The following is a 20,484-nucleotide window of genomic DNA, read 5'->3' on the forward strand; positions in this document are numbered from 1 at the left end:
CCTTATGCCTCCCCGCTCCGCGCCCGGTACCGCGCCACCCGCTCCTCCAGCCGTGCCTGGCACGCCGGCCACTCCCCGGCCGTGACCGAGAAGATCGCCGAGTCGCGCAGGCGGCCCTCCTCGCCCGGTGCCCAGGAGCGGGACCAGTTGCGCAGGACGCCCTCGAAGCGGGCGCCGACGCTCTCGATGGCGGCGCGGGAGCGGGCGTTGCGGGCGTCGGTCTTCAGGTCGACGCGGGCCACGTCCCACTCCTCGAAGGCGTGCCGGAAGAGCAGGAATTTGGCCTCGGCGTTCACACCGGTGCCCTGGGCGGAGGCGGCGAGCCAGGTGAAGCCGACCTCGACGGCGTCGAGCCGGTCGTCGTCCCGCCAGCAGCGCGGTTCCCAGTACGCCGTGGCCCCGACCGCCCGCCCGGTCGCCCGGGAGACCTGGGCGTAGGGGGCGAGCCGGCCGGTGGCCGCGCGGGCGAGCTGGGCGTCGACGTAGGCGCCGACCTCTTCGGCCCGGGGCACCCAGGTGAAGGCGTAGGAGCCGCGGTCCTCCTCGGCGGCGCGGGCCAGGTCGGCGGCGTGGTGGTGGCCGAGCGGCTCCAGGCGGACGAACTCGCCCTCCAGGACCGGTCCGCGCAGGACGAAGCTCATCGGCCCGGCTCCTCGTCCGCCGGGCCGGACGCCGCCCCGCCCGGTGGGTCCGCCCGGGCCACGAACGACGCCCGCAGCGCCGCGAACGCCTCGTGGAAACCGGGGAACGTCTTGCGCACGCACCCCGGGTCGTCGAAGGAGATGCCCGGGGTGCGCAGCCCGGTCACCGCGAACGACATGACGATGCGGTGGTCGCCGTGGGAGCGGATCTCGGCGCCGGACGGCCGGCCGGGGCGGATCTCGATCCAGTCGGGGCCGGTGGCGACGTCGATCCCGAGGCGGCGCAGGTTCTCCGCGCAGGCCTCCAGCCGGTCGCACTCCTTCACGCGCGTGTTGGCCACGTCCTCGATGCGGACCGGGCCGTCGGCGAAGGGGGCGACGGCCGCGAGGGTCGGCATGGTGTCGGAGACGTCCCGCATGGCCACCGTGAGCCCGCGCAGGGTGCCGGTGCCGCGGACCGTGGTGCGGTCGGCGGCCACCGTCACCTCGGCGCCCATCCGGCGCAGCACCTCCACGAAGCCCAGGTCGCCCTGGAGGGCGCCCTCGCTCAGGCCCGGCACGGTGACCTCGGCGCCCGGGGTGACGGCGGCGGCCGCGAAGAAGTAGCTCGCCGTGGAGGCGTCCGGTTCGATCGGGTACGTCGTCGCCCGGTAGCCGCCGGGCGGCACCCGGAACACGTCGCCCTCCCGCTCCACCTCCACCCCGAACGCCCGCATCATCGCCAGCGTGATGCCGACGTACGGCGCCGAGACCAGGTCGGTGACCTCGATGTGCAGGCCGGTGCGGGTGAGCGGGCCGAGCAGCAGCAGCGCGGTGAGGTACTGCGAGGACTGGCCGGCGTCGAGGGTGACCTTGCCGCCCTCCACGCCGTTCGCCCGGACGGTCAGCGGGTGGTGGCCCTCCCGGTCCTCGTGGCGCAGGTCCACGCCCAGGTCGCGCAGGGCGCGGGTGAGGGGCAGCAGCGGGCGGCGGCGCATCTGCGGGGAGGCGTCGAAGCGGTAGGTGCCGTGGCCGGTGGCGGCGAGCGCCGGCAGGAAGCGCGCGGTGGTCGCGCCGTCCCGGCAGTACACGTCCGCCGCGCCGGCCGGGGGTCCGTCCGGCCGGCCGTCGACCTGCCAGGTGTCCGGGGTGCGGCCGACGCGGTAGCCGAGGCGGGCCAGTCCCTCGGCGAAGCCCTCGGTGTCGTCCGAGCGCAGGGGCCGTACGAGGGTCGTGACGCCGTCGGCCGCCGCCGCGAGGAAGAGGGCGCGGGCGGTGAGGGACTTGGAACCGGGGAGGTCGACGAGGGCCATGCCCGTCATGATCGCGCGCCGGCCGCCTCCGCCGGGGCCACGTCCACGGGGTGGACCCGGGCCGCGCGCCCGGGGGCGAGCGAGGTGATGGCCACCCCGCCGACCAGCAGGGCCGCCGCGCACCAGCGCAGCCCGCTCACCGGTTCGCCCAGGAACAGCGCGGCCGACGACATCCCGAAGACGGGCACCAGCAGGGAGAAGGGCGCGACCGTGGAGGCCGGGTGGCGGCGCAGCAGCAGGCCCCACGCACCGAAGCCGAAGACCGTGGTGACCCAGGCGACGTAGACGACGGTGCCGGCGCCCTGCCAGTCGAGGGCGCGCAGCGCGTCGTGGTCCCGGCCGGGCCCCTCCAGGAGCAGGGAGAGGGCGAGCAGCGGGAGCACCGGGACCGTGCTCACCCAGACCATGAAGTTGAGCGCGTCGGGCGGGGCCGCCCTGCGGGTCAGCACGTTGGACACGCCCCAGCAGGCGGCCGCGGCGACGACCAGGGCGAACGCGCCGAGCGGGCCGGTGGTGCCCTCGTCGACGGCGGCGACGACGATCCCGCCGAGGGCGACCGCCATGCCGACGACCCGGGTGCGGGAGGGGCGTTCGCCGAGGACGACGGCGGCGACGACCGCGGTGAACACCGCCTGGATCTGCAGCACCAGGGACGACAGGCCGGCCGGCATGCCCGCGTCCATCCCGACGAACAGCAGCCCGAACTTCGCGACGCCCAGCACCAGTCCGACCGCCACGATCCACCGCCAGGCGACCTTGGGACGGCCGACGAAGAACACCGCGGGCAGCGCCGCCACCAGGAAGCGCAGCGCGGAGAACAGCAGGGGCGGGAAGTGGCCGAGGCCGATCTCGATGACGGTGAAGTTGACGCCCCAGACGGCGGCGACGAGGACGGCGAGCAGGAGGTGTGCGGGTCGCATGCGTCGAGGATCACCGGCCCGGACCGTGCAGCACCAGCGATGATTCGTGCATGGTGGGATGAAGCAGAACTGATGAGTCGATGGCTCACGGCCGCCCGCCGCCGTCCGAGGGGGACCCCGATGCTCGACCTCCAGCGCCTGCGCGCCCTGCACGCCGTCTCCGTCCACGGCACGGTCGGCCGGGCCGCCGCCGCGCTCGGGTACACGCCCTCGGCGGTGTCCCAGCAGATCGCCAAGCTGGAGCGGGAGACCCGCACGGTGCTGCTCGAACGGGAGGGCCGGGGCGTGCGGCTCACCGCCGAGGCCCGGCAACTGGTCGCCACAGCCCAGCAGTTGATGGCGATCGTGGAGCGCGCCGAGACCGACCTGGAGCGGCGGCGCGGGCTGCCGTCCGGCCGGCTGACCCTCGCGGCGTTCCCGTCGGCGGCGCGCGGGCTGCTGCCCGGGGTGCTGGCCGAGCTGGCGCGGCGGCACCCCGCCCTGGACGCGCGGCTGACCGAGGTCGACCCGCACCTGTCGGTCGACCTGGTCGCCAAGGGCGCGGTCGACCTGGCCGTCGCCCACGACTGGGACATCGCGCCGCTGCCCGCGCCGGCGGGCGTGGAGCAGGCGGTCATCGGCGACGACCTGTGCGACCTGCTCGTCCCCGTGGGCCACCCCTTCGCGGGGCGCACGGCCGTGCGGCGCGAGGAGCTGGGCGGTGAGCGGTGGGTGTGCCAGCCGCCCGGGCGGGTGTGCCACGACTGGCTGGTGCGCACCCTGCGCGCGGCCGGGCACGAGCCGGACCTCGTCCACACCGCCGAGGAGAACCCGACGCTGGTCGCGCTGGTCGCGGCGGGCCTGGGCATCGCCCTGATCCCCCGCCTGGGGCGCGGCCCGCTGCCCGAGGGGGTGGTGGAGGTGCGGCTGGACCCGCTGCCCGTACGGCGGCTGTACGCGCTGTGGCGCGAGGGGGCGGCCCGGCGCCCGGCGATCGCCGAGACGGTCCGCACGCTCCAGGCCCACTGGGGGGAGCGCGTCGGCACCGGCCCGGCGTGAGCCCGTGACGGGCGCCCCCGGTCCACCACTCGCGCGCCGTGCCTGCGCGCTCCCTTGACCGGCAATAACTTTCCGGATACTGCTGACCCGACGGAAGTTTCCTTCAGTGGATCACCTCCGGAAGGAGCGCACGTGCCCTCCAGACGCACCGTCCTCGCCGCCACCGCGGGCCTCACCGCGTCCCTCGCCGTCGGCGCGGGCACCGCCCACGCCGGCGCCGGACGCGCACCGGACGACCGGCGGCTGCGCCGGCTGGTCTCCCGGATGACGCTCGAGGAGAAGGTCGGCCAGGTCTTCGTCTCCCGCGTGTACGGCCACTCGGCGACCGACCCGGACCAGGCCGACGTGGACGCCAACCTCGCGGAGCTGGGCGTCCGCACGGCGGCCGAACTGCTCGAGCGCTACCGGCTCGGCGGGATCATCTACTTCGCCTGGGCCCACAACACCCGCGAGCCGCACCAGATCGCCGCCCTGTCCGACGGCCTCCAGCGCGCCTCGCTGGACCTGCCGCGCGGGCTGCCGGTGCTGGTCTCCACCGACCAGGAGCACGGCATCGTCTGCCGGATCGGCGCCCCGGCGACCCTCTTCCCCGGCGCCATGGCGATCGGCGCCGGCGGCTCGCGCACCGACGCCCGTACCCTCGGCCGGATCTCGGGCGCCGAGCTGCGCGCGATGGGCGTGCGCCAGGACTACTCCCCCGTGGCGGACGTCAACGTCAACCCCGCCAACCCGGTCATCGGCGTGCGGTCCTTCGGCGCCGACCCGGACGCGGTGGCCGCCCTCGTCGCCGCCGAGGTGCACGGGTACCGGTCCGCGGGGGTGGCGGCGACCGCCAAGCACTTCCCCGGGCACGGCGACACCGCGGTCGACAGCCACTACGGCTTCCCCGTCATCACCCACAGCCGCGAGGTGTGGGAGGAGCTGGACGCGGTCCCGTTCCGCGCGGCGATCGCGGCCGGCATCGACTCGATCATGACCGCGCACATCCTGGTCCCGGCCCTCGACGACTCGGGCGACCCGGCCACCCTGTCCCGGCCGATCGTCACGGGTCTGCTGCGCGAACGCCTCGGCTACGACGGGGTCGTGGTGACCGACGCGCTCGACATGGCGGGCGTGCGCACCAAGTACGGCGACGACCGGGTCCCGGTGCTCGCCCTGAAGGCGGGCGTCGACCAGCTGCTCAACCCGCCGAAACTGGACGTGGCGTGGAACGCGGTGCTCCGGGCCGTCCACGACGGGGAGCTCACCGAGGAGCGGCTGGAGCAGTCGGTGCTGCGCATCCTGCGGCTGAAGGCGAAGCTCGGACTGCTCGACGACCCGTACGCCGGGCAGGCGGGCGTGGACCGGACCGTGGGCACCCCGGCGCACCTGGCGGCCGCCGACCGCGTCGCCGAGCGGACCACGACGCTGCTCGTCAACGAGGGCGCGCTGCTGCCGCTGGCGCCGGACACCCGGCGCAGGCTGCTGGTCGTCGGCGCCGACCCGGCGTCCCCGTCCGGCACGACCGGCCCGCCCACCGGTGTCCTCGCCGCCGCCCTGACCGGCCTCGGCTTCACGGCCACGGCCCTGTCCACCGGCACGGCCCCCTCGGCGGCGACGATCGCCCGCGCGGTGGCCGCGGCCGGCGAGGCGGACGCGGTCGTGGTGGCGACGTACAACGTCACCGCGACCAGTCCGCAGAAGACCCTCGTCGAGCAACTCCTCGCCACCGGGCGGCCGGTGGTCGCGGTCGCCGTCCGCAACCCGTACGACGTGGCCCAGTTGCCCGGCGTCGCCGCGTACCTGGCGACCTACTCCTGGACCGACGTCGAACTGCGCGCCGCGGCCCGGGTGATCGCGGGCCGCGTCCGCCCCCGCGGGAAGCTGCCGGTGCCGGTCCAGCGCGCCGACGACCCGACGCGGGTGCTGCTCCCGATCGGCCACGGGCTGACGTACTAGGGGGTGTCTTGTCGATCGGGCCGGATCAGGGAGCGGCGTCTGGTGCCGTGCATCGCAAGGCGGAGGAGGGAGTCGATGCGGCGCATCGGCGACTGACGACAACGCGGCGAGGCGCGGTGCCAGGCGCCGCGAGCCCGGCCTGATCGGCAAGACACCCCCTAGCGCGCACAGCACGGCGGGCCCGGGGAAACTCCCCGGGCCCGCCGCCGTCAGCTTCGTGGGTGTGTCACGGGCGCAGGGCCGGCTCCCGCTCCACGTCCCGGACGTCCAGCTTGCTGTCGAACTTCGCCAGCGGCTTGGCCGCCGACGCCGTCGCGGCGGGCAGGCCCGCCCAGTCGAGGATGCGGGCCGTGGCGAGGGCCTTCTGGTCGGCGACCAGACCGGCCACGTTCGCGCCGTGGTTGAGGCCGGGGGCCGTGAAGACGTAGGAGTCCCTGGCGCCCTTGTCGACGCGGAAGCGCTCCGCGCCCCACGGGTCGTTCTGGCCGTACACGAAGAGCATGTGCCGGGCGTTGTGCCGGACCCAGCCGTCGACGTCCCGCATGACCCACGGCTGGAACTTCATCGGGATCGAGCGCGGCACGAAGTTCCGGGGCGGCTGGTAGCCGTAGCGGATGTACTGCTTCTCGATGTGCGGGAAGTGGATGGTGGGCGCGCCCAGCTGGGTGCCCGCCTGGTAGTAGTACGGGGTGTACTGCTCCAGGCCCTGGTCGGTGTACGCCGAGAAGCCGGAGATGGTGTCGACCGAGGTCCAGATCTCGTCGTCGGTCGCCGTGGCCGCGTTCGCCGGGATGGTCTCGCAGTCGGAGAGCAGGCTGTACTGCCAGAAGCCCCACACGTAGTCCAGGACGACCGCCTCGTAGGCGCGGTCCAGGCTGCCGATCGTGGTGAAGGTGTAGCCGTTCTCGGCGGCGTACGCCGCGTACTTCTCCTCCAGCGCGGCGCGGCGCACCAGCGCCTCGCGCTGCACCGCGTTCAGCCGGTCGCGGCACTCCTCGGTGCCGACGGTCGCGAAGAAGCGGTCGTAGGCGGCGTCCTGGTCGTTGACCACGTCGTTGGGGGCCACGTAGGCGACCACGCCGTCCATGTCCCGCGGGTAGAAGCGCTCGAAGTACGTCGCCGTCATGCCGCCCTTGGAGCCGCCGGTGGCGATCCAGTTCTTCGTGTAGATCGGCTTCAGCGCCGTGAAGATGCGGTGCTGGTCGCTGGCCGCCTGCCAGATGTCCAGCTTGGACCAGTCGGCGGGGCTGGGGCGGGAGGGGGTGAAGTAGCGGTACTCCATGGAGACCTGGTTGCCGTCGACGATCTGGGTCGGCTCGCGGCGGCTGGGGTTGGTGGAGACGTTGTAGCCGCCGGTGTAGAACACCGTCGGGCGGCTGACGTCCTTGTGCAGCACGGTGATCCGCTGCTGGAACGTGCCCGCCGAGGGGTGCCGGTGGTCGACCGGCTGGGTGTAGTTCAGGACGAAGTAGCGGTAGCCGGGGTACGGCTTCTCCTCGATCAGGCTCATGCCCGGGATCGAGAGCAGCCGGTCCTTGATGTCCGTGGCCCCCGGCTCGGCAGCGGTCGCTGCTCCCGCCGTGGTCAGCGTGCCTATGAGCACGGTGAGCGCCAGCAGCCATCTGAGCGCCTTGCGCATGCGCGTGCACCCTCCCTGTGAGACAGATGTGCGCCGGAAGCTATCGGAGCAACTCGGTTCGCACCAGGGGGGGTTGTTACGGAGGTTTCAGGACGTCAGCACAGAATCCAGCCGGAACTGACCGCCTTGCTCCCCACCGAGCCCTTCACCCACACGCAGCGGTGACCGGCGTACACGGTGACCGGTCCGACCTGGCGCGTGGTGCGCGCCTGGATCCGCCAGGGCCGCCCGCCGCGGGCCTGCACGCTGACCGACATCGGCTTCGTGCCGCGCGGGTTCTTCGCGTAGGTGACGGCGCAGACGTAGCGGCCCTGTCTGAACACCTGCACCGAGCCGGTGGTGAAGGACAGCGTGCGCACCTTGCGGCCCGCGCACGCGTGGACGGCCGCGGCCTGCGCGCTGCCGGGCGCGGCGAGCGCGAGGACCCCGGAGGCGGTCAGCACCGCCACGCCCGCCGCCAGCCGCCGTATGACACCCCTCGTTCCGCTGCCCACGTCCGTGTCTCCCCGAGTCGCCCGCCATGTCGCTCGCCGTACTGGTGTACGGACGCCGGACGCGGGCCCCGCGGTTGCGTTCGGCCCGCCCCCGCTCGGCGCCCCCGCTCGGCGCCCGCGCGCCGTCAGGCCGACTCGACGCCCACCGGTTCGCCGACGAACGTCCGCCACAGACGTGCGTAGCGGCCGTCGAAGGCGAGGAGTTCGTCGTGGGTGCCGTCCTCGACCACCCGGCCGTGGTCCATGACCACCACCCGGTCGGCCCGCGCCGCCGTGGTGAGGCGGTGGGCGACGACCAGCGTGGTGCGCCGGCCCGCGAGGCGGTCGGTGGCCTGGTTGACCTGCGCCTCGGTGGCCAGGTCCAGGGCCGCCGTCGCCTCGTCGAGCAGCAGCACGTCGGGGTCGACCAGTTCGGCGCGGGCGAGCGCGATCAGCTGGCGCTGGCCCGCGGAGAGGTTGCGTCCGCGCTCGGCGACCTCGTGGAGGTAGCCGCCTTCCAGCGTGGCGATCATCTCGTGGGCGCCGACCGCGCGGGCCGCCGCCTCCACCTCGGCGTCGCTCGCGTCGGGGCGGCCGTAGGCGATGGCGTCGCGGACGGTGCCGGGGAAGAGGTAGGCCTCCTGCGGCACGACGCCCAGGCGGTGGCGGTACGCCGTGAGGTCCAGCTCGCGCAGGTCCGTGCCGTCGACGGTGACCCGGCCGGACGTCGGGTCGTAGAACCGCGCCACCAGCTTGACCAGGGTCGACTTGCCGGCGCCCGTCTCGCCGACGAACGCCACGGTCTGCCCGGCGGGGATGCGCAGGCCGATGCCGCGCAGGGCCGCGTCGTCGTCGGCGCCGTAGGCGAAGTGGACGTCCTCGAAGGCGATCTCGCCCCGCAGGGAGGTCACCGTCCGCGGCGCGCGCGCCGCCGAGGTGGACGTCGGCTCGCGCAGCAGCTCCTGGATGCGGCCGAGCGAGACGGTGGCCTGCTGGTAGCCGTCGAACACCTGGGACAGCTGCTGCACGGGTGCGAAGAACAGGTCGATGTACAGCAGGTACGCCACCAGCGCGCCCGTGGTCAGCGTGGCGGCGTCCACCCGGCCGGCGCCCACCACCAGCACCGCGGCCGCCGCGACCGACGACAGCAGCTGCACGAACGGGAAGTACACCGAGATCAGCCACTGGCCGCGGATCCGCGCCCGGCGGTAGCTGTCGCTGCGCTCGGCGAACCGGGCCCGGCCGTCGCGCTCGCGGCGGAACGCCTGCACGATCCGCAGCCCCGACACCGACTCCTGGAGGTCGGCGTTGACCGCGGAGACCCGCTCGCGGGCCAGCTCGTACGCCTTCACGCTGGCCCGGCGGAAGAAGAAGGTGGCGACGACCAGCGGCGGCAGGGTGGCGAACACGACCAGCGCCAGCTGCACGTCGAGCACCAGCAGCGCGACCATGATGCCGAAGAAGGTGACCACCGCGACGAACGCCGTGACCAGGCCGGTCTGCAGGAACGTGGACAGCGCGTCGACGTCCGTCGTCATCCGGGTCATGATCCGGCCGGTCAGCTCGCGCTCGTAGTAGTCCAGGCCGAGCCGCTGGAGCTGCGCGAAGATCTTCAGGCGCAGGGAGTACAGCACCCGCTCGCCGGTACGGCCCGTCATCCGGATCTCACCGGTCTGCGCCGCCCACTGCACCAGCACGGTCAGCAGCCCCAGCAGCGAGGCCGTCCACACCGCGCCGACCGCCATGCGGCTGACGCCCTGGTCGATGCCGTGCCGGATCAGGATCGGCAGCAGCAGCCCCATGCCCGCGTCGACGGCGACCAGCCCCAGGCTGATCAGCAGGGGCGCGCGGAAGCCGCGCAGCAGCCGGCGCAGGCCGTACGACTCCTCCGCGCGGACCGCCCGGGCCTCGTCGACGTCCGGGACGTCGGTGGCCGGGGGCAGCGCCTCGACCTGCGCGCGCAGCTCAGGGGTGGCCGGGGTGCCGGCCAGCGCGGTGTCCTTGGGCGCGCGGTCGCCGGTCCACAGCCGGGGCGTCACCCCGCGCTCGGCGTCGAACTCGGCGTCCAGTTCGTCGCGTACGGAGGTGTCCTCGGCCGGTGCCTCGGGCCGGGCGTGGCCCGGGGAGACGCCGCCGAGCTCGTCGGGGTCGGTGAGCAGCCGGCGGTACAGGGCCGAGCGCCGCTGGAGTTCGTCGTGGGTGCCGATGTCGGCGAGGCGGCCCTGGTCGAGGACGGCGATGCGGTCGGCGAGGTTGAGGGTGGAGCGGCGGTGGGCGATGAGCAGGGTGGTGCGGCCCTCCATGACCTGGCCGAGTGCCTCGTGGATCTCGTGCTCCACGCGCGCGTCGACCGCCGAGGTGGCGTCGTCGAGGACCAGCAGCCGGGGGTCGGCGAGGATCGCGCGGGCGAGCGCGATGCGCTGGCGCTGGCCGCCGGACAGGGTCAGGCCGTGTTCGCCGACCGTGGTGTCGTAGCCGTCGGGGAGCTCCGCGATGAAGCGGTCCGCCTGGGCGGTGCGCGCGGCCTGCTCGATCTGCTCGTCGGTGGCGTCGGGGCGGCCGTAGGCGATGTTGTTGCGGACGGTGTCGGAGAACAGGAACGAGTCCTCCGGGACCAGGCCGATCGCGGCGCGCAGCGAGTCCAGGGTCAGCTCGCGCACGTCCCGGCCGCCGACCAGGACCGCGCCGCGCGTCACGTCGTAGAAGCGCGGCAGCAGCAGGGAGACGGTGGACTTGCCGGAACCGGAGGAGCCGACGACCGCGAGGGTCTCGCCCGGGCGGATCTCGAAGCTGAGGCCGTCCAGGACCGGGCGGGCGGGGTCGTAGCCGAAGGACACGTCGTCGAACTCGACGGTCGCCGGGGCGTCGGCGGGCAGCTCCCGGGTGCCGTCGCGCAGGGTCGGCTCGGTGTCGATCAGCTCCAGCACGCGCTCGGTGCCCGCGCGGGCCTGCTGGCCGACGGTGAGGACCACGGCGAGCATGCGGACCGGGCCGACCAGCTGGGCCAGGTAGGTGGAGAACGCCACGAAGGTGCCCAGGGTGATGTGGCCGTGCACGGCGAGCCAGCCGCCGAGCGCCAGCATGGCGACCTGGCCGAGTGCGGGGACGGCCTGGAGCGCGGGGGTGTAGCGGGCGTTCAGCCGGATGGTGCGCAGCCGTCCGGCGAACAGCCGCCGGCCCACCTCGCGGAGCTTCCCGGTCTCCTGGTCCTCCTGCCCGAAGCCCTTCACCACGCGCACCCCGCTGACCGCGCCGTCGACCACGCCCGCCACGGCGGCGGCCTGGGCCTGCGCCCACCAGGTGGCCGGGTGCAGCCGGGTGCGGCTGCGCTTGGCGATGAACCACAGCGCGGGCGCCACGGCGACGGCGACCAGGGTGAGCGGGACGGACAGCCACGCCATGACGACGAGGGACACCAGGAACAGCGCGAAGTTGCCGATCGTCATGGGCAGCATGAACAGCAGGCCCTGGATCAGCTGGAGGTCGCTGGTGGCGCGGCCGACGACCTGGCCGGTGGACAGCTCGTCCTGCCGGCGGCCGTCGAGGCGGGTGATCGTGCGGAACATCTCCGTGCGCAGGTCGTGCTGCACGTCCAGGGCGAGCCGGCCGCCGTAGTAGCGGCGGACGTAGGCGGTGGCGTAGACGAGCACGGCGGCGCCGATCAGGGCGGCCGCCCAGGGGGCCATGGCGCGGGTGTGGGCGTCGATCACGTCGTCGATGATCACCTTGGTGATCAGGGGGACGACCGCCATGACGGCCATGCCGGCGAGCGAGGCGCCGAGGGCGAGGACCACGTCCTTGGGGTAGCGCCACGCGTATCCCGCGAGTCGTCGTGCCCATCCCCGTTGTGCGCTCACGCCGGTGCCTTCCTGCGAACCTGGTCTGCCGGAAGGCACCAACGCCGATGAGGTGCGATTTCATCCCGCCGTAACAATCGGGGGGTCCCCGGGCGGAGGTTTTCGGCCGCGGGGGTCAGCTGGCGGCGAGGTCGCGGTGGACCACCTTGGCGACGGCCTGGATGGTGGTGATGCCGTAGCTCATGGTGCTGTTGCCGTGGGTGAGCACGGTGATCGTGTAGTCGTGGCCGCCGCCGGTGAAGGTGCCGACGCTGTGCACCCGCCAGCCCTGCGTGGCGCGCTGCAGCCAGCCGTTCTTGACGTGCCAGGACACGTTCGCCGACCGGCCGTACGGCGTGCCCCACCGCTGGTCGGCGACGACCTTGCCCATCAGGGTGCTGACGTAGGAGCGGGAGGCGTCGGTGAGGACGGCGTTGCGGGCGGTGACGAGGCGGAGCAGCTTCTGCTCGTCGGTGACGGTGATCTGGGTCAGGCCCCAGTAATTGTTGGCACCCGGCTTGGTCTGGGTCATGGCCGCGGCGGTGAGGAACTTCTTGATCTTCGTCGGGCCGAGCTGCTTCCACAGGGTCGAGGTGGAGGCGTTGTCCGACTTGGTGATCATGTTGGTGGCGAGCGTCTTCTCGCGGGTGGTGAGCGCGCGGTGCGCCGCCTGCGCGTCGTACAGCAGGGCGGCCAGGACGGTCACCTTGACGACGCTGGCCGAGTCGTAGGCGGTCGAGGCGCGCAGGGTGCAGGTCGTCGCGGTGGTCCGGTCGTACACGCCGACGGCGACGGTGCCCTTGCGGGTGGCCAGGGCGGCGGTGATGTCCTTCTTCAGCTTGGCCGCGAGGGTCGGCTTCGCCGAGGTGCAGCTGACGGCCGGAGCGGTCGCGGCGGCCGGGGTGGCGACGGCCGCGCCGGATATCAGCAGGCCGGTGGTGAGCGCGACGACGGCCGGGGCGGCACGGCGGGCGGAAGTCCCTTGAGTCATGACCGGGTTGACTCATGAGTTCGACCGAAAGGTTGTACGAGAACCGGCGCTTTTGCCGGTCCGCGTCACCTGATGGACACCCGCCGTCCCTTTACGTCGTCGCATGTCCATGTCACGCTCCCGAGTGCCGCCTCCACTCAACCCGCGTAGATGGGACGACCTTTATGCTGGCGACACGCATACGCCGCTGGAAGCCGGTGGCGCTGACCACCGCCGCCGTACTGGTGGGCCTCGCGGCCCCCGCCCTGACGGCAACCCCGGCCGCGGCGACGACGACGGCGTACGACTCCACGTACTACAAGAGCGCGGTCGGCAAGACCGGCGCGAGCCTGAAGAGTTCGCTGCACACCATCATCAGCAGCCAGTCGAAGATCTCGTACTCCGCGGTCTGGGAGGCGCTGAAGGTCACCGACCAGGACCCGAACAACAGCAGCAACGTCCTGCTGCTCTACAGCGGCGCCTCGCGCAGCAAGTCCCTCAACGGCGGCGACCTCGGCGACTGGAACCGCGAGCACACCTGGGCCAAGTCCCACGGCGACTTCGGCGAGGTGACCGGCCCCGGCACCGACCTGCACCACCTGCGTGCCTGCGACGTCCAGGTCAACAGCACCCGGGGCAACCTGGACTTCGACAACGGCGGCAGCGCCGTGACGAACGGCGGCGGCAGCACCGTCGACTCCGACTCCTTCGCGCCGCGCCCCGCGGACCGGGGTGACGTCGCCCGCATGATCCTCTACATGGCCGTGCGCTACGACGGCGGCGACGGCTTCGCCGACCTGGAGCCCAACGAGAAGGTGGCCAACGGCTCCAACCCGTACATCGGCAAGCTGTCCGTCCTCAAGGCGTGGAACGAGGCGGACCCGCCCAGCGCCTTCGAGGAGCGCCGCAACCAGGTCATCTACGACACCTACCAGCACAACCGCAACCCGTTCATCGACCACCCGGAGTGGGTCGAGGCGATCTGGTAGGTCCCGTGCGGCGGGGCCCCGCTCACCCCAGGTGTGTCGGGGCGAACATCCGCAGCACCGCCGGGAGCACGACCACCGAGGGCCCGGGCGTCGCCAGCGCCCCGGCGAGGTCCTCCTCCAGGGTGTCCGGTGTCGTACGGACGCCGGGCACCCCGAAGGACTCCGCGAGGGCCACGTAGTCGGGGCGGGTCAGTTCGGTGGCCGTGGCCTGGCCGAACGCGTCGGTCATGTACTCGCGCAGGATGCCGTAGCCGCCGTCGTCGACGATCAGCCAGGTGACGTCCAGGCCGTACTGCCGGGCCGTGGCCAGCTCCGCGACGGAGTACAGCGCGCCCCCGTCGCCGGAGACGGCCAGCACCGGGCGGGTCGGGTCGGCGGCCGCCGCGCCGAGCGCCGCGGGGAAGCCGTAGCCGAGGCCGCCCGCGCCCTGGGCCGAGTGCATCAGGTTCGGGGCGTGGGCGTCGAAGGCGGACCAGGCCCAGTAGGCCAGGATCGTCATGTCCCAGAAGGACGGGGCGCCGGCCGGCAGGGCGCGGCGCACCGAGGCCAGCACCTCCTGCTCCAGGGTGAGTCGCTGGCTGTCGATGCGGGCGGCGACCGCCGCGAGGACGTCCCGGACCCGCTCGGGGGCCGTGGGGTCGGTGCGCTCCTCGACGGTCTCCAGCAGGGCCTGGAGGGCGAGGCGGGCGTCGGCGTGGATGCCCAGCGCCGGATGGTTGGACTCCAGCTTGCCGAGGTCCGCCTCGATCTGCACGACGCGGCCGCGCGGCGCGAACGTGTGGTAGTTGGAGGAGAGTTCACCCAGTCCGGAGCCCACCACCAGCAGGACGTCGGCGTCCTCCAGGAAGTCGGTGGTGTGGCGGTCCTCCAGCCAGGACTGCAGCGACAGCGGGTGCGTCCAGGGGAAGGCGCCCTTGCCGCCGAACGTGGTCACCACGGGCGCGTCCAGCTTCTCGGCCAGCGCCCTGAGCTTGCCCGCGGCGTCCGCGCGGACCACCCCGCCGCCCGCGATGATCGCCGGGCGTTCGGCGCGGGACAGCACGTGGGCCGCGAGGGCGGTGAGTTCGGGGCGCGGGACCAGCTCCTCCGGGGTGGCGTCGAGAGCCGTCACCCCCGGCAGCGCGGTCGGCGCCAGCAGCACGTCCTGCGGGATCTCCACCCAGACGGGGCCGTGCGGGGCGGTGAGCGCCGACTTCCAGGCCGCCGCGATCGCGGACGGGATCTGGGACTGCGTGCGCACGGTGTGGACCGACTTGACCACACCCCGGAACGAGGCCGCCTGGTCGGGCAGTTCGTGCAGGTAGCCGTGGCGGCCGCCGCCCAGGCCCGCGGTCGGGACCTGGCTGCTGATCGCGAGGACGGGCGCCGAGGCGGCCGCCGCCTCCTGGAGCGCGGCCAGGGAGGTGAGGGCCCCTGGGCCGGTCGACAGCAGCAGCGGGGCCGCCTCGCCGGTGACCCGGCCGTAGGCGTCGGCCGCGAAGCCGGCGTTGTTCTCCACGCGCAGGCCCACGTAGCGCAGGTCCGAGCGGCGCAGCGCGTCGAACATGCCGAGCGCGTGCTGGCCGGGCAGCCCGAAGACCGTCGTCGCGCCGAGCCCGGCCAGCGTCTCCACGACCAGGTCCCCGCCGTTGCGGCCGGCGGGCGGGTTCAGGGCGGCCGTCGTCTGGGCGTCCGTCGGGCGGAGCACCAGGTCGTGGTCGTGGGTCACTTCGCGCGTGCCTCCGCAATCTGCCGGGACATGATCGTGGTCAGTTCGTACGCCGTGTGGGACGCGGCCACCGAGGTGATCTCGGCGTGGTCGTAGGCGGGGGCCACCTCGACGACGTCCGCGGACACCAGGTTGCAGGACGCCAGCCCGCGCAGGATCTCCAGCAGCTCGCGGGAGGTCATGCCGCCCGCCTCGGGCGTGCCCGTGCCGGGGGCGTGGGCGGGGTCCAGGCAGTCGATGTCGATGGAGATGTACAGCGGGCGGTCGCCGATGCGCTGGCGGAGCTGGTCGGCCACCTCGTCGGCGCCCCGGCGGTAGACGTCGGACGAGGTGACGATGCCGAAGCCCATCTTCTCGTCGTCGGTGAGGTCCTGCTTGCCGTACAGGGGGCCGCGGGTGCCGACGTGGGACAGGGCGGAGGTGTCGAGGATGCCCTCCTCCACCGCGCGGCGGAACGGGGTGCCGTGGGTGTACTCGGCGCCGAAGTAGGTGTCCCAGGTGTCCAGGTGGGCGTCGAAGTGCAGCAGCGCGACCGGGCCGTGCTTCCTGGCGACCGAGCGCAGCAGCGGCAGCGCGATGGTGTGGTCGCCGCCCAGCGTCATCAGGCGGGCCCCGGTGCCGAGCAGGTCGTCGGCGGCGGCCTCGATGGTCTCGACGGCCTCGTTGATGTTGAACGGGTTCACCGCGATGTCGCCGCCGTCCGCGACCTGCGCGAGGGCGAACGGGGAGGCGTCCTGGGCGGGGTTGTAAGGGCGCAGCAGCCGGGACGCCTCACGGATGGCGTTGCCGCCGAAGCGGGCGCCCGGCCGGTACGAGACGCCCGAGTCGAACGGCACGCCCACCACGGCGATGTCGGCGGTGCCGACCTCGTCCAGGCGGGGCAGCCGGGCGAAGGTCGCGGGGCCGGCGTACCGCGGGACGCGGGAGGAGTCGACGGGGCCGCGGGGCGTCTCGTTGCTGCTCATGGTCAATGCCTTCTTTCCTACGCTTCGTCGCGTATGTGCTGCTTCCCCGGGGACTTTACCGGGGAGCCGGGACCGGTTCGGACACGAGTTCGGGCTTCCCCCGGCCGGCGAGCCGTTCCCGCCAGGCGGTCAGGACCGCCTCGTCGGTCGGCCGGGTGGCGAGGGACACGGCCGCGTAGGCGGCCAGGGAGGCCAGCAGGCCGTAGTAGACGGGCTCGTTGGCGAGGATGCCGTAGGCCGCCATCAGGCCGATGACCGCGACGCCGCCGACGACGACCGCGGCGAGCGCGCCCTGCACGGTGCCGCGCCGCCACAGCAACCCGCCGAGGATGGGCACCAGGAGACCGCCGACGAGCAGGTTGTACGCCACCGTCAGCGCCTCGACGACGTTGTTCAGCGCGATCGCCGTGCCGATCACCGCGACCCCCATGAGCAGGATGAACGCCCGGTTGCCGCGGACCTCGTCGTGCTCCTGGGCGGACGGCCGCACGATGCCGCGCAGACGTGACCAGATGTCGTTGTTGGCGACGGTCGCGCAGGCGATCAGCGCGCCGGAGGAGGTCGACATCACGGCGGCGAGCGCCGCGGCCAGCACCAGGCCCCGCACGCCGACGGGCAGTTCGTCCTTCACGATGGTCGCGAAGGCGTCGTCCGGGCTGCCGAGCTTCGGGTAGAGCACCTTGGCGGCGGTGCCGATGACGGCGCCGGCGAGGGCGTAGACGAGGCAGTAGGTGCCCGCCACGGTGCCGCCCCAGCGGGCGGTGCGGTCGCTGCGCGCGGTAAACACGCGCTGCCAGATGTCCTGTCCGATGAGCATGCCGAAGGTGTAGATCAGCACGTAGGTGAAGATCGTCTCGCCGCCGATGCCCAGCGGGTCGAAGTACGAGGTGGGCAGCTCGGCCTTCATGCCGGAGAAGCCGCCCGCCTTGACCACCGCGATGGGCAGCAGGAGCAGCAGCACGCCGATCGTCTTGACCACGAACTGCACCATGTCGGTCAGCGTGATCGACCACATGCCGCCGAGCGTGGAGTAGGCGACCACGATGGAGCCGCCCAGCACGATCGCCAGGGTGCGGTCGACGTCGAACAGCACGTCGAAGATCGTGGCGTACGCGATGGTCGAGGTGACCGCGAGCATCAGCGTGTACGCCCACATGACGACGCCGGAGATCAGGCCCGCCCGGCCGCCGTAGCGCAGGTCGAGCATCTCGGAGACCGTGTAGACCTTCAGGCGGGCGATGCGCGCCGAGAAGAAGACGCTCAGCGCCAGCAGGCCGAGGCCGATCGTGAAGACCATCCAGGCGCCGGACAGGCCGTACTGGTAGCCGAGGCCCACGCCGCCGATGGTGGAGGCGCCACCCAGGACGATCGCGGCCATGGTGCCGGAGTACAGGGCGGGTCCCAGGCGCCGGCCGGCCACCAGGAACTCGCTCTTGGACCGGGCGCGGCGCATGCCCCACCAGCCCATGGCCAGCATGCCGGCCAGATAGACGGCGATCACCACGTAGTCGACGGCCATGGGGCCTCCTTCGCACACTTCTCGGTGGCGTGTCGTGCAGGGAACGGGGGGTGTGCGGCGACTCGGCGCGGGGACATCCGCCCGTACCCGCTCACCGGTCGCCGGTCCCTCGACCCTAGGTGGCCGAAAAGCGACTGCGAAGTGTACGTTCCCTCCATTCACGCCGTACGGAGTGGAGGAAACGCACACCATGCCGGACCCCGCCGTCCCGCCCACCCCGCCGGTGCCGCTCGCCGCGCTCCTGGCCCGGGAGGACCTCGCCCTGCGGCAGCTCGCGGGGCCGACCGGCCCGGACGTCGTCGTCCACTGGGCGCACACCTCGGAGATGAGCGACCCCTACCCGTACCTGCTGGGCGGTGAGCTGCTGCTGACGGCCGGGGTGCACGTCCCGCGGGAGGCGGACCCGGGGACGTACTTCGACGCCTACGTGGCGCGGATCGTCGCGGCGGGCGGCGCCGCCCTCGGCTTCGGGGTGGCGCCGGTGCACGACACCGTGCCGCCGGCACTGGTAGCGGCCTGCGCGGCGCACGCCCTGCCGCTGGTCGAGGTCCCGCCGCGGACCACGTTCTCCGGCGTGGCCCGCGCGGTCTGGCAGCTGATGGCCCAGGCCCGGCTGGCCGAGCTGCGCCGGGTCACGGAGGCCCAGCAGAGCCTCGCGGCCGCCGCCTCCCGGCCCGACCCGGTGCCGTCGGTGCTGCGTCAGCTCGCCCAGCGGGTGGCGGGCCGGGCGGTGCTGTACGGGCCCGAGGCGACGGAGGTCGCCGCCGCCGGACGCCCGGCGGGGAACGCGGCCCGCCAGGCGCTGGCCGCGCTCGCGGAGGTGGTCCGCCCGAGCGGTCCCGGCACGCCCACCTCGGCCACCGACACCGCCGCCGGCACCCACCTCGCGGCCTACGCCCTGGGCGCCGGACACGACTTCGTCCTCGGTCTCGCCACCCCGCACCGCGAGCCGGGCGACCACACCATCGCCTCCGTCGCCGCCGTGCTGCTCTCCCTGCTCACCGGCGAGCAGCAGAGCGGCACGGGCGCGGCCCGCTCCTCCGCCCTGGTCCGGCTGCTGCTCGGGGCGGCCCCCGAGGAGGTGGCGCCGCTGCTCGGCGCCGGGCGCTGGGCCGTCGTGCACGCCCGTCCCGACGCCCACGCCGCCGACCCGGTGGCCGCCTCCGCGCTGGGCGCCGCGCTGGGCTCGCCGCTGGTCGACCTCGCCGACGGGGTCGTACGGGTCCTGGTGCCGCAGGGGCGGGAGCCGGAGCCGTACCCGGGCTGGACGCTGGGCGTCAGCGCGGCGGCGGAGCCGGCGCAGTGGCCGGCCGCCGACGCGCAGGCCGCCCGGGCGCTGGCCCGGGCGCGGGCGACGCGGGTCCCGCTGCTGCGGCACGGCGCCCGGGCGGCCCTCGCCGACCTGGTCCCGCCGGACGAGGCGGCCGCCCACGCGCGGGCCCTGCTCGCGCCGATCGCGGCCACGCCCGCGCTGCCGGAGACGCTGCGCACCTGGCTGTCGCTGCACGGCAGCTGGGACCGCACGGCGGTGGCGCTGTCGGTGCACCGCAACACCGTGCGGCAGCGCATCGCGCGGTGCGCGGCCCTGCTCGGGGCGGACCTGGACGACCCGGACGTGCGGATGGACCTGTGGTTCGCGCTGCGGGACCGCGCACCGGACGGCGCGTGAGCCGTGTCCCAGCGTCCGGAACCGCGCTGACCTCCCCGGCCCGCTGCCCCACAATGGACACCATGCCGATATCCGGGACACCCAGCCGTGCCGAGCTCGTCGACCACCTCGTGCGCACCCGCATCGCGGGCGAGGTCGCCACGCCCCGCGAGAACAACCTCTCCCACTACCGGCAGCTGGCGAACGGCAACCGGCACTTCTGGTTCGGGCTGGAGTTCGGCGACCGCTGGACCGACGAGCAGGACGTCCTGGCGGTGATGGCCGAGCGGGTCGGCGTCAACGACGACCCCGAGTACCGGTACGGCCAGGACACCATCGACGCCGAGCTGACCGTGGACGCCCTGGAGCGGCTGGCGGGGCGGCTGCGCAAGGCGGCCGAGGACCGGCAGCGGGTGCTGCTCGCCACCGGCCACCCGGGCGGGCTGCTCGAGGTGCACCACCGCACGGCCGTCGCGCTGCGCGCCGCGGGCTGCGAGATCGTGGTGATCCCGGACCGGCTGCAGACCGACGAGGGCTACGTCATGCAGTTCGCGGACGTGGCGGTGCTGGAGCACGGGGCCACCCTGTGGCACACCCACTCGGGCGAGCCGATGAAGGCGATCCTCACCGCGCTGGAGCTGGAGGGCCGTCCGCTGCCCGACCTGGTGGTCGCCGACCACGGCTGGGCGGGCTACGCGGCCCAGCACGGCGTGGACGCCGCCGGCTACGCCGACTGCAACGACCCGGCCCTGTTCCTCGCCGAGTCCGAGGGCACCCTCCAGGTGGCGGTCCCCCTGGACGACCACGTGGTCAGCCCCCGCTACTACGACCCCATGACGGCGTACCTGCTGGACCGGGCGGGCCTGGCCGAGGGTGGCGAGGACGGCGAGGGCTGAGGACGGGACGAC

At 73.8% G+C, this 20,484-nt stretch carries 15 protein-coding genes; 5 read left to right on the forward strand and 10 right to left on the reverse strand.

The genetic code is table 11. The features are described from left to right. Positions 1–2 precede the first annotated feature (2 nt). Genes E4U91_RS12805 through E4U91_RS12815 form a run of 3 tightly spaced genes read right to left on the reverse strand, consistent with a single transcriptional unit; the run spans position 3 to position 2,853 of the window. A complete protein-coding gene (locus tag E4U91_RS12805) occupies positions 3–641 on the reverse strand; it encodes a GNAT family N-acetyltransferase (RefSeq protein WP_137306970.1) in 639 nt (212 codons plus the stop codon). Beyond that, the gene (gene aroA, locus E4U91_RS12810; protein WP_137306971.1) at positions 638–1,933 is read right to left on the reverse strand and encodes a 3-phosphoshikimate 1-carboxyvinyltransferase; all 1,296 of its coding nucleotides are present in this window, start codon (positions 1,931–1,933) and stop codon (positions 638–640) included. Before aroA ends, E4U91_RS12805 begins: the two co-directional genes overlap by 4 nt. Before the next feature lie 5 nt (positions 1,934–1,938). After that, on the reverse strand, positions 1,939–2,853 hold the full coding sequence (locus E4U91_RS12815) for an EamA family transporter (RefSeq protein ID WP_137306972.1): 915 nt from the start codon (positions 2,851–2,853) through the stop codon (positions 1,939–1,941). A gap of 120 nt (positions 2,854–2,973) precedes the next feature. Here E4U91_RS12815 and E4U91_RS12820 point away from each other — a divergent pair, with 120 nt between their 5' ends. Both E4U91_RS12820 and E4U91_RS12825 read left to right on the forward strand, forming a co-directional pair. After that, positions 2,974–3,891: a LysR family transcriptional regulator gene (locus tag E4U91_RS12820; RefSeq protein WP_137310794.1), complete on the forward strand. Its 918-nt coding sequence runs from the start codon at positions 2,974–2,976 to the stop codon at positions 3,889–3,891. Positions 3,892–4,023: 132 nt separating this feature from the next. After that, the gene (locus E4U91_RS12825; protein ID WP_137306973.1) at positions 4,024–5,829 is read left to right on the forward strand and encodes a glycoside hydrolase family 3 protein; all 1,806 of its coding nucleotides are present in this window, start codon (positions 4,024–4,026) and stop codon (positions 5,827–5,829) included. Between the two features lie 226 nt (positions 5,830–6,055). Here E4U91_RS12825 and E4U91_RS12835 read toward each other — a convergent pair whose 3' ends face one another. From E4U91_RS12835 to E4U91_RS12850, 4 genes are all read right to left on the reverse strand, one after another. Next, positions 6,056–7,468 (reverse strand): S28 family serine protease, encoded by a 1,413-nt coding sequence (locus tag E4U91_RS12835; RefSeq protein ID WP_137306974.1) that lies wholly within the window; start codon positions 7,466–7,468, stop codon positions 6,056–6,058. 95 nt (positions 7,469–7,563) lie between these two features. Then, positions 7,564–7,962, reverse strand: a complete 399-nt coding sequence (locus E4U91_RS12840) for a hypothetical protein (protein ID WP_174867791.1) — start codon at positions 7,960–7,962, stop codon at positions 7,564–7,566. A gap of 125 nt (positions 7,963–8,087) precedes the next feature. Further along, the gene (locus E4U91_RS12845) at positions 8,088–11,798 is read right to left on the reverse strand and encodes an ABC transporter ATP-binding protein (RefSeq protein WP_137306975.1); all 3,711 of its coding nucleotides are present in this window, start codon (positions 11,796–11,798) and stop codon (positions 8,088–8,090) included. Positions 11,799–11,913: 115 nt separating this feature from the next. After that, positions 11,914–12,768: a serine hydrolase gene (locus E4U91_RS12850; protein WP_137306976.1), complete on the reverse strand. Its 855-nt coding sequence runs from the start codon at positions 12,766–12,768 to the stop codon at positions 11,914–11,916. 164 nt (positions 12,769–12,932) lie between these two features. Between E4U91_RS12850 and E4U91_RS12855 the strand changes: the two genes are divergently transcribed. Beyond that, a complete protein-coding gene (locus tag E4U91_RS12855; RefSeq protein ID WP_137306977.1) occupies positions 12,933–13,736 on the forward strand; it encodes an endonuclease I family protein in 804 nt (267 codons plus the stop codon). A gap of 22 nt (positions 13,737–13,758) precedes the next feature. On the opposite strand, the gene E4U91_RS12860 is transcribed toward E4U91_RS12855, so the two are convergent. Genes E4U91_RS12860 through E4U91_RS12870 form a run of 3 tightly spaced genes read right to left on the reverse strand, consistent with a single transcriptional unit; the run spans position 13,759 to position 17,928 of the window. Next, positions 13,759–15,444 carry a thiamine pyrophosphate-binding protein gene (locus E4U91_RS12860; RefSeq protein WP_137306978.1) on the reverse strand — a complete coding sequence of 562 codons (1,686 nt, stop codon included), beginning with the start codon at positions 15,442–15,444 and terminating at the stop codon, positions 13,759–13,761. After that, positions 15,441–16,409: an agmatinase gene (gene speB / locus E4U91_RS12865; RefSeq protein WP_137306979.1), complete on the reverse strand. Its 969-nt coding sequence runs from the start codon at positions 16,407–16,409 to the stop codon at positions 15,441–15,443. The genes E4U91_RS12860 and speB overlap by 4 nt, the downstream gene beginning before the upstream one ends. A 55-nt stretch (positions 16,410–16,464) precedes the next feature. Beyond that, positions 16,465–17,928 carry a sodium:solute symporter family protein gene (locus E4U91_RS12870; protein WP_137306980.1) on the reverse strand — a complete coding sequence of 488 codons (1,464 nt, stop codon included), beginning with the start codon at positions 17,926–17,928 and terminating at the stop codon, positions 16,465–16,467. Positions 17,929–18,118: 190 nt separating this feature from the next. Between E4U91_RS12870 and E4U91_RS12875 the strand changes: the two genes are divergently transcribed. Together E4U91_RS12875 and E4U91_RS12880 are read left to right on the forward strand one after the other, a co-directional pair. Further along, on the forward strand, positions 18,119–19,597 hold the full coding sequence (locus E4U91_RS12875; RefSeq protein ID WP_174867792.1) for a PucR family transcriptional regulator: 1,479 nt from the start codon (positions 18,119–18,121) through the stop codon (positions 19,595–19,597). Positions 19,598–19,659: 62 nt separating this feature from the next. Beyond that, positions 19,660–20,472: a phosphatase gene (locus tag E4U91_RS12880; RefSeq protein ID WP_137306982.1), complete on the forward strand. Its 813-nt coding sequence runs from the start codon at positions 19,660–19,662 to the stop codon at positions 20,470–20,472. Positions 20,473–20,484: the final 12 nt, after the last annotated feature.

This window comes from Streptomyces lasalocidi (assembly GCF_005280215.1).
In the GTDB taxonomy this organism is placed as follows: Bacteria; Actinomycetota; Actinomycetes; order Streptomycetales; family Streptomycetaceae; genus Streptomyces; species Streptomyces longwoodensis.

Excerpts from the sequence above, each read along its gene's own strand:
- E4U91_RS12805 (WP_137306970.1), bottom strand. The coding sequence starts at position 641 with ATGAGCTTCGTCCTGCGCGGACCGGTCCTGGAGGGCGAGTTCGTCCGC.
- aroA (WP_137306971.1), bottom strand. The coding sequence starts at position 1,933 with ATGGCCCTCGTCGACCTCCCCGGTTCCAAGTCCCTCACCGCCCGCGCC.
- E4U91_RS12815 (WP_137306972.1), bottom strand. The coding sequence starts at position 2,853 with ATGCGACCCGCACACCTCCTGCTCGCCGTCCTCGTCGCCGCCGTCTGG.
- E4U91_RS12820 (WP_137310794.1), top strand. The coding sequence starts at position 2,974 with ATGCTCGACCTCCAGCGCCTGCGCGCCCTGCACGCCGTCTCCGTCCAC.
- E4U91_RS12835 (WP_137306974.1), bottom strand. The coding sequence starts at position 7,468 with ATGCGCAAGGCGCTCAGATGGCTGCTGGCGCTCACCGTGCTCATAGGC.
- E4U91_RS12850 (WP_137306976.1), bottom strand. The coding sequence starts at position 12,768 with ATGACTCAAGGGACTTCCGCCCGCCGTGCCGCCCCGGCCGTCGTCGCG.
- E4U91_RS12855 (WP_137306977.1), top strand. The coding sequence starts at position 12,933 with ATGCTGGCGACACGCATACGCCGCTGGAAGCCGGTGGCGCTGACCACC.
- speB (WP_137306979.1), bottom strand. The coding sequence starts at position 16,409 with ATGAGCAGCAACGAGACGCCCCGCGGCCCCGTCGACTCCTCCCGCGTC.
- E4U91_RS12870 (WP_137306980.1), bottom strand. The coding sequence starts at position 17,928 with ATGGCCGTCGACTACGTGGTGATCGCCGTCTATCTGGCCGGCATGCTG.
- E4U91_RS12875 (WP_174867792.1), top strand. The coding sequence starts at position 18,119 with ATGCCGGACCCCGCCGTCCCGCCCACCCCGCCGGTGCCGCTCGCCGCG.
- E4U91_RS12880 (WP_137306982.1), top strand. The coding sequence starts at position 19,660 with ATGCCGATATCCGGGACACCCAGCCGTGCCGAGCTCGTCGACCACCTC.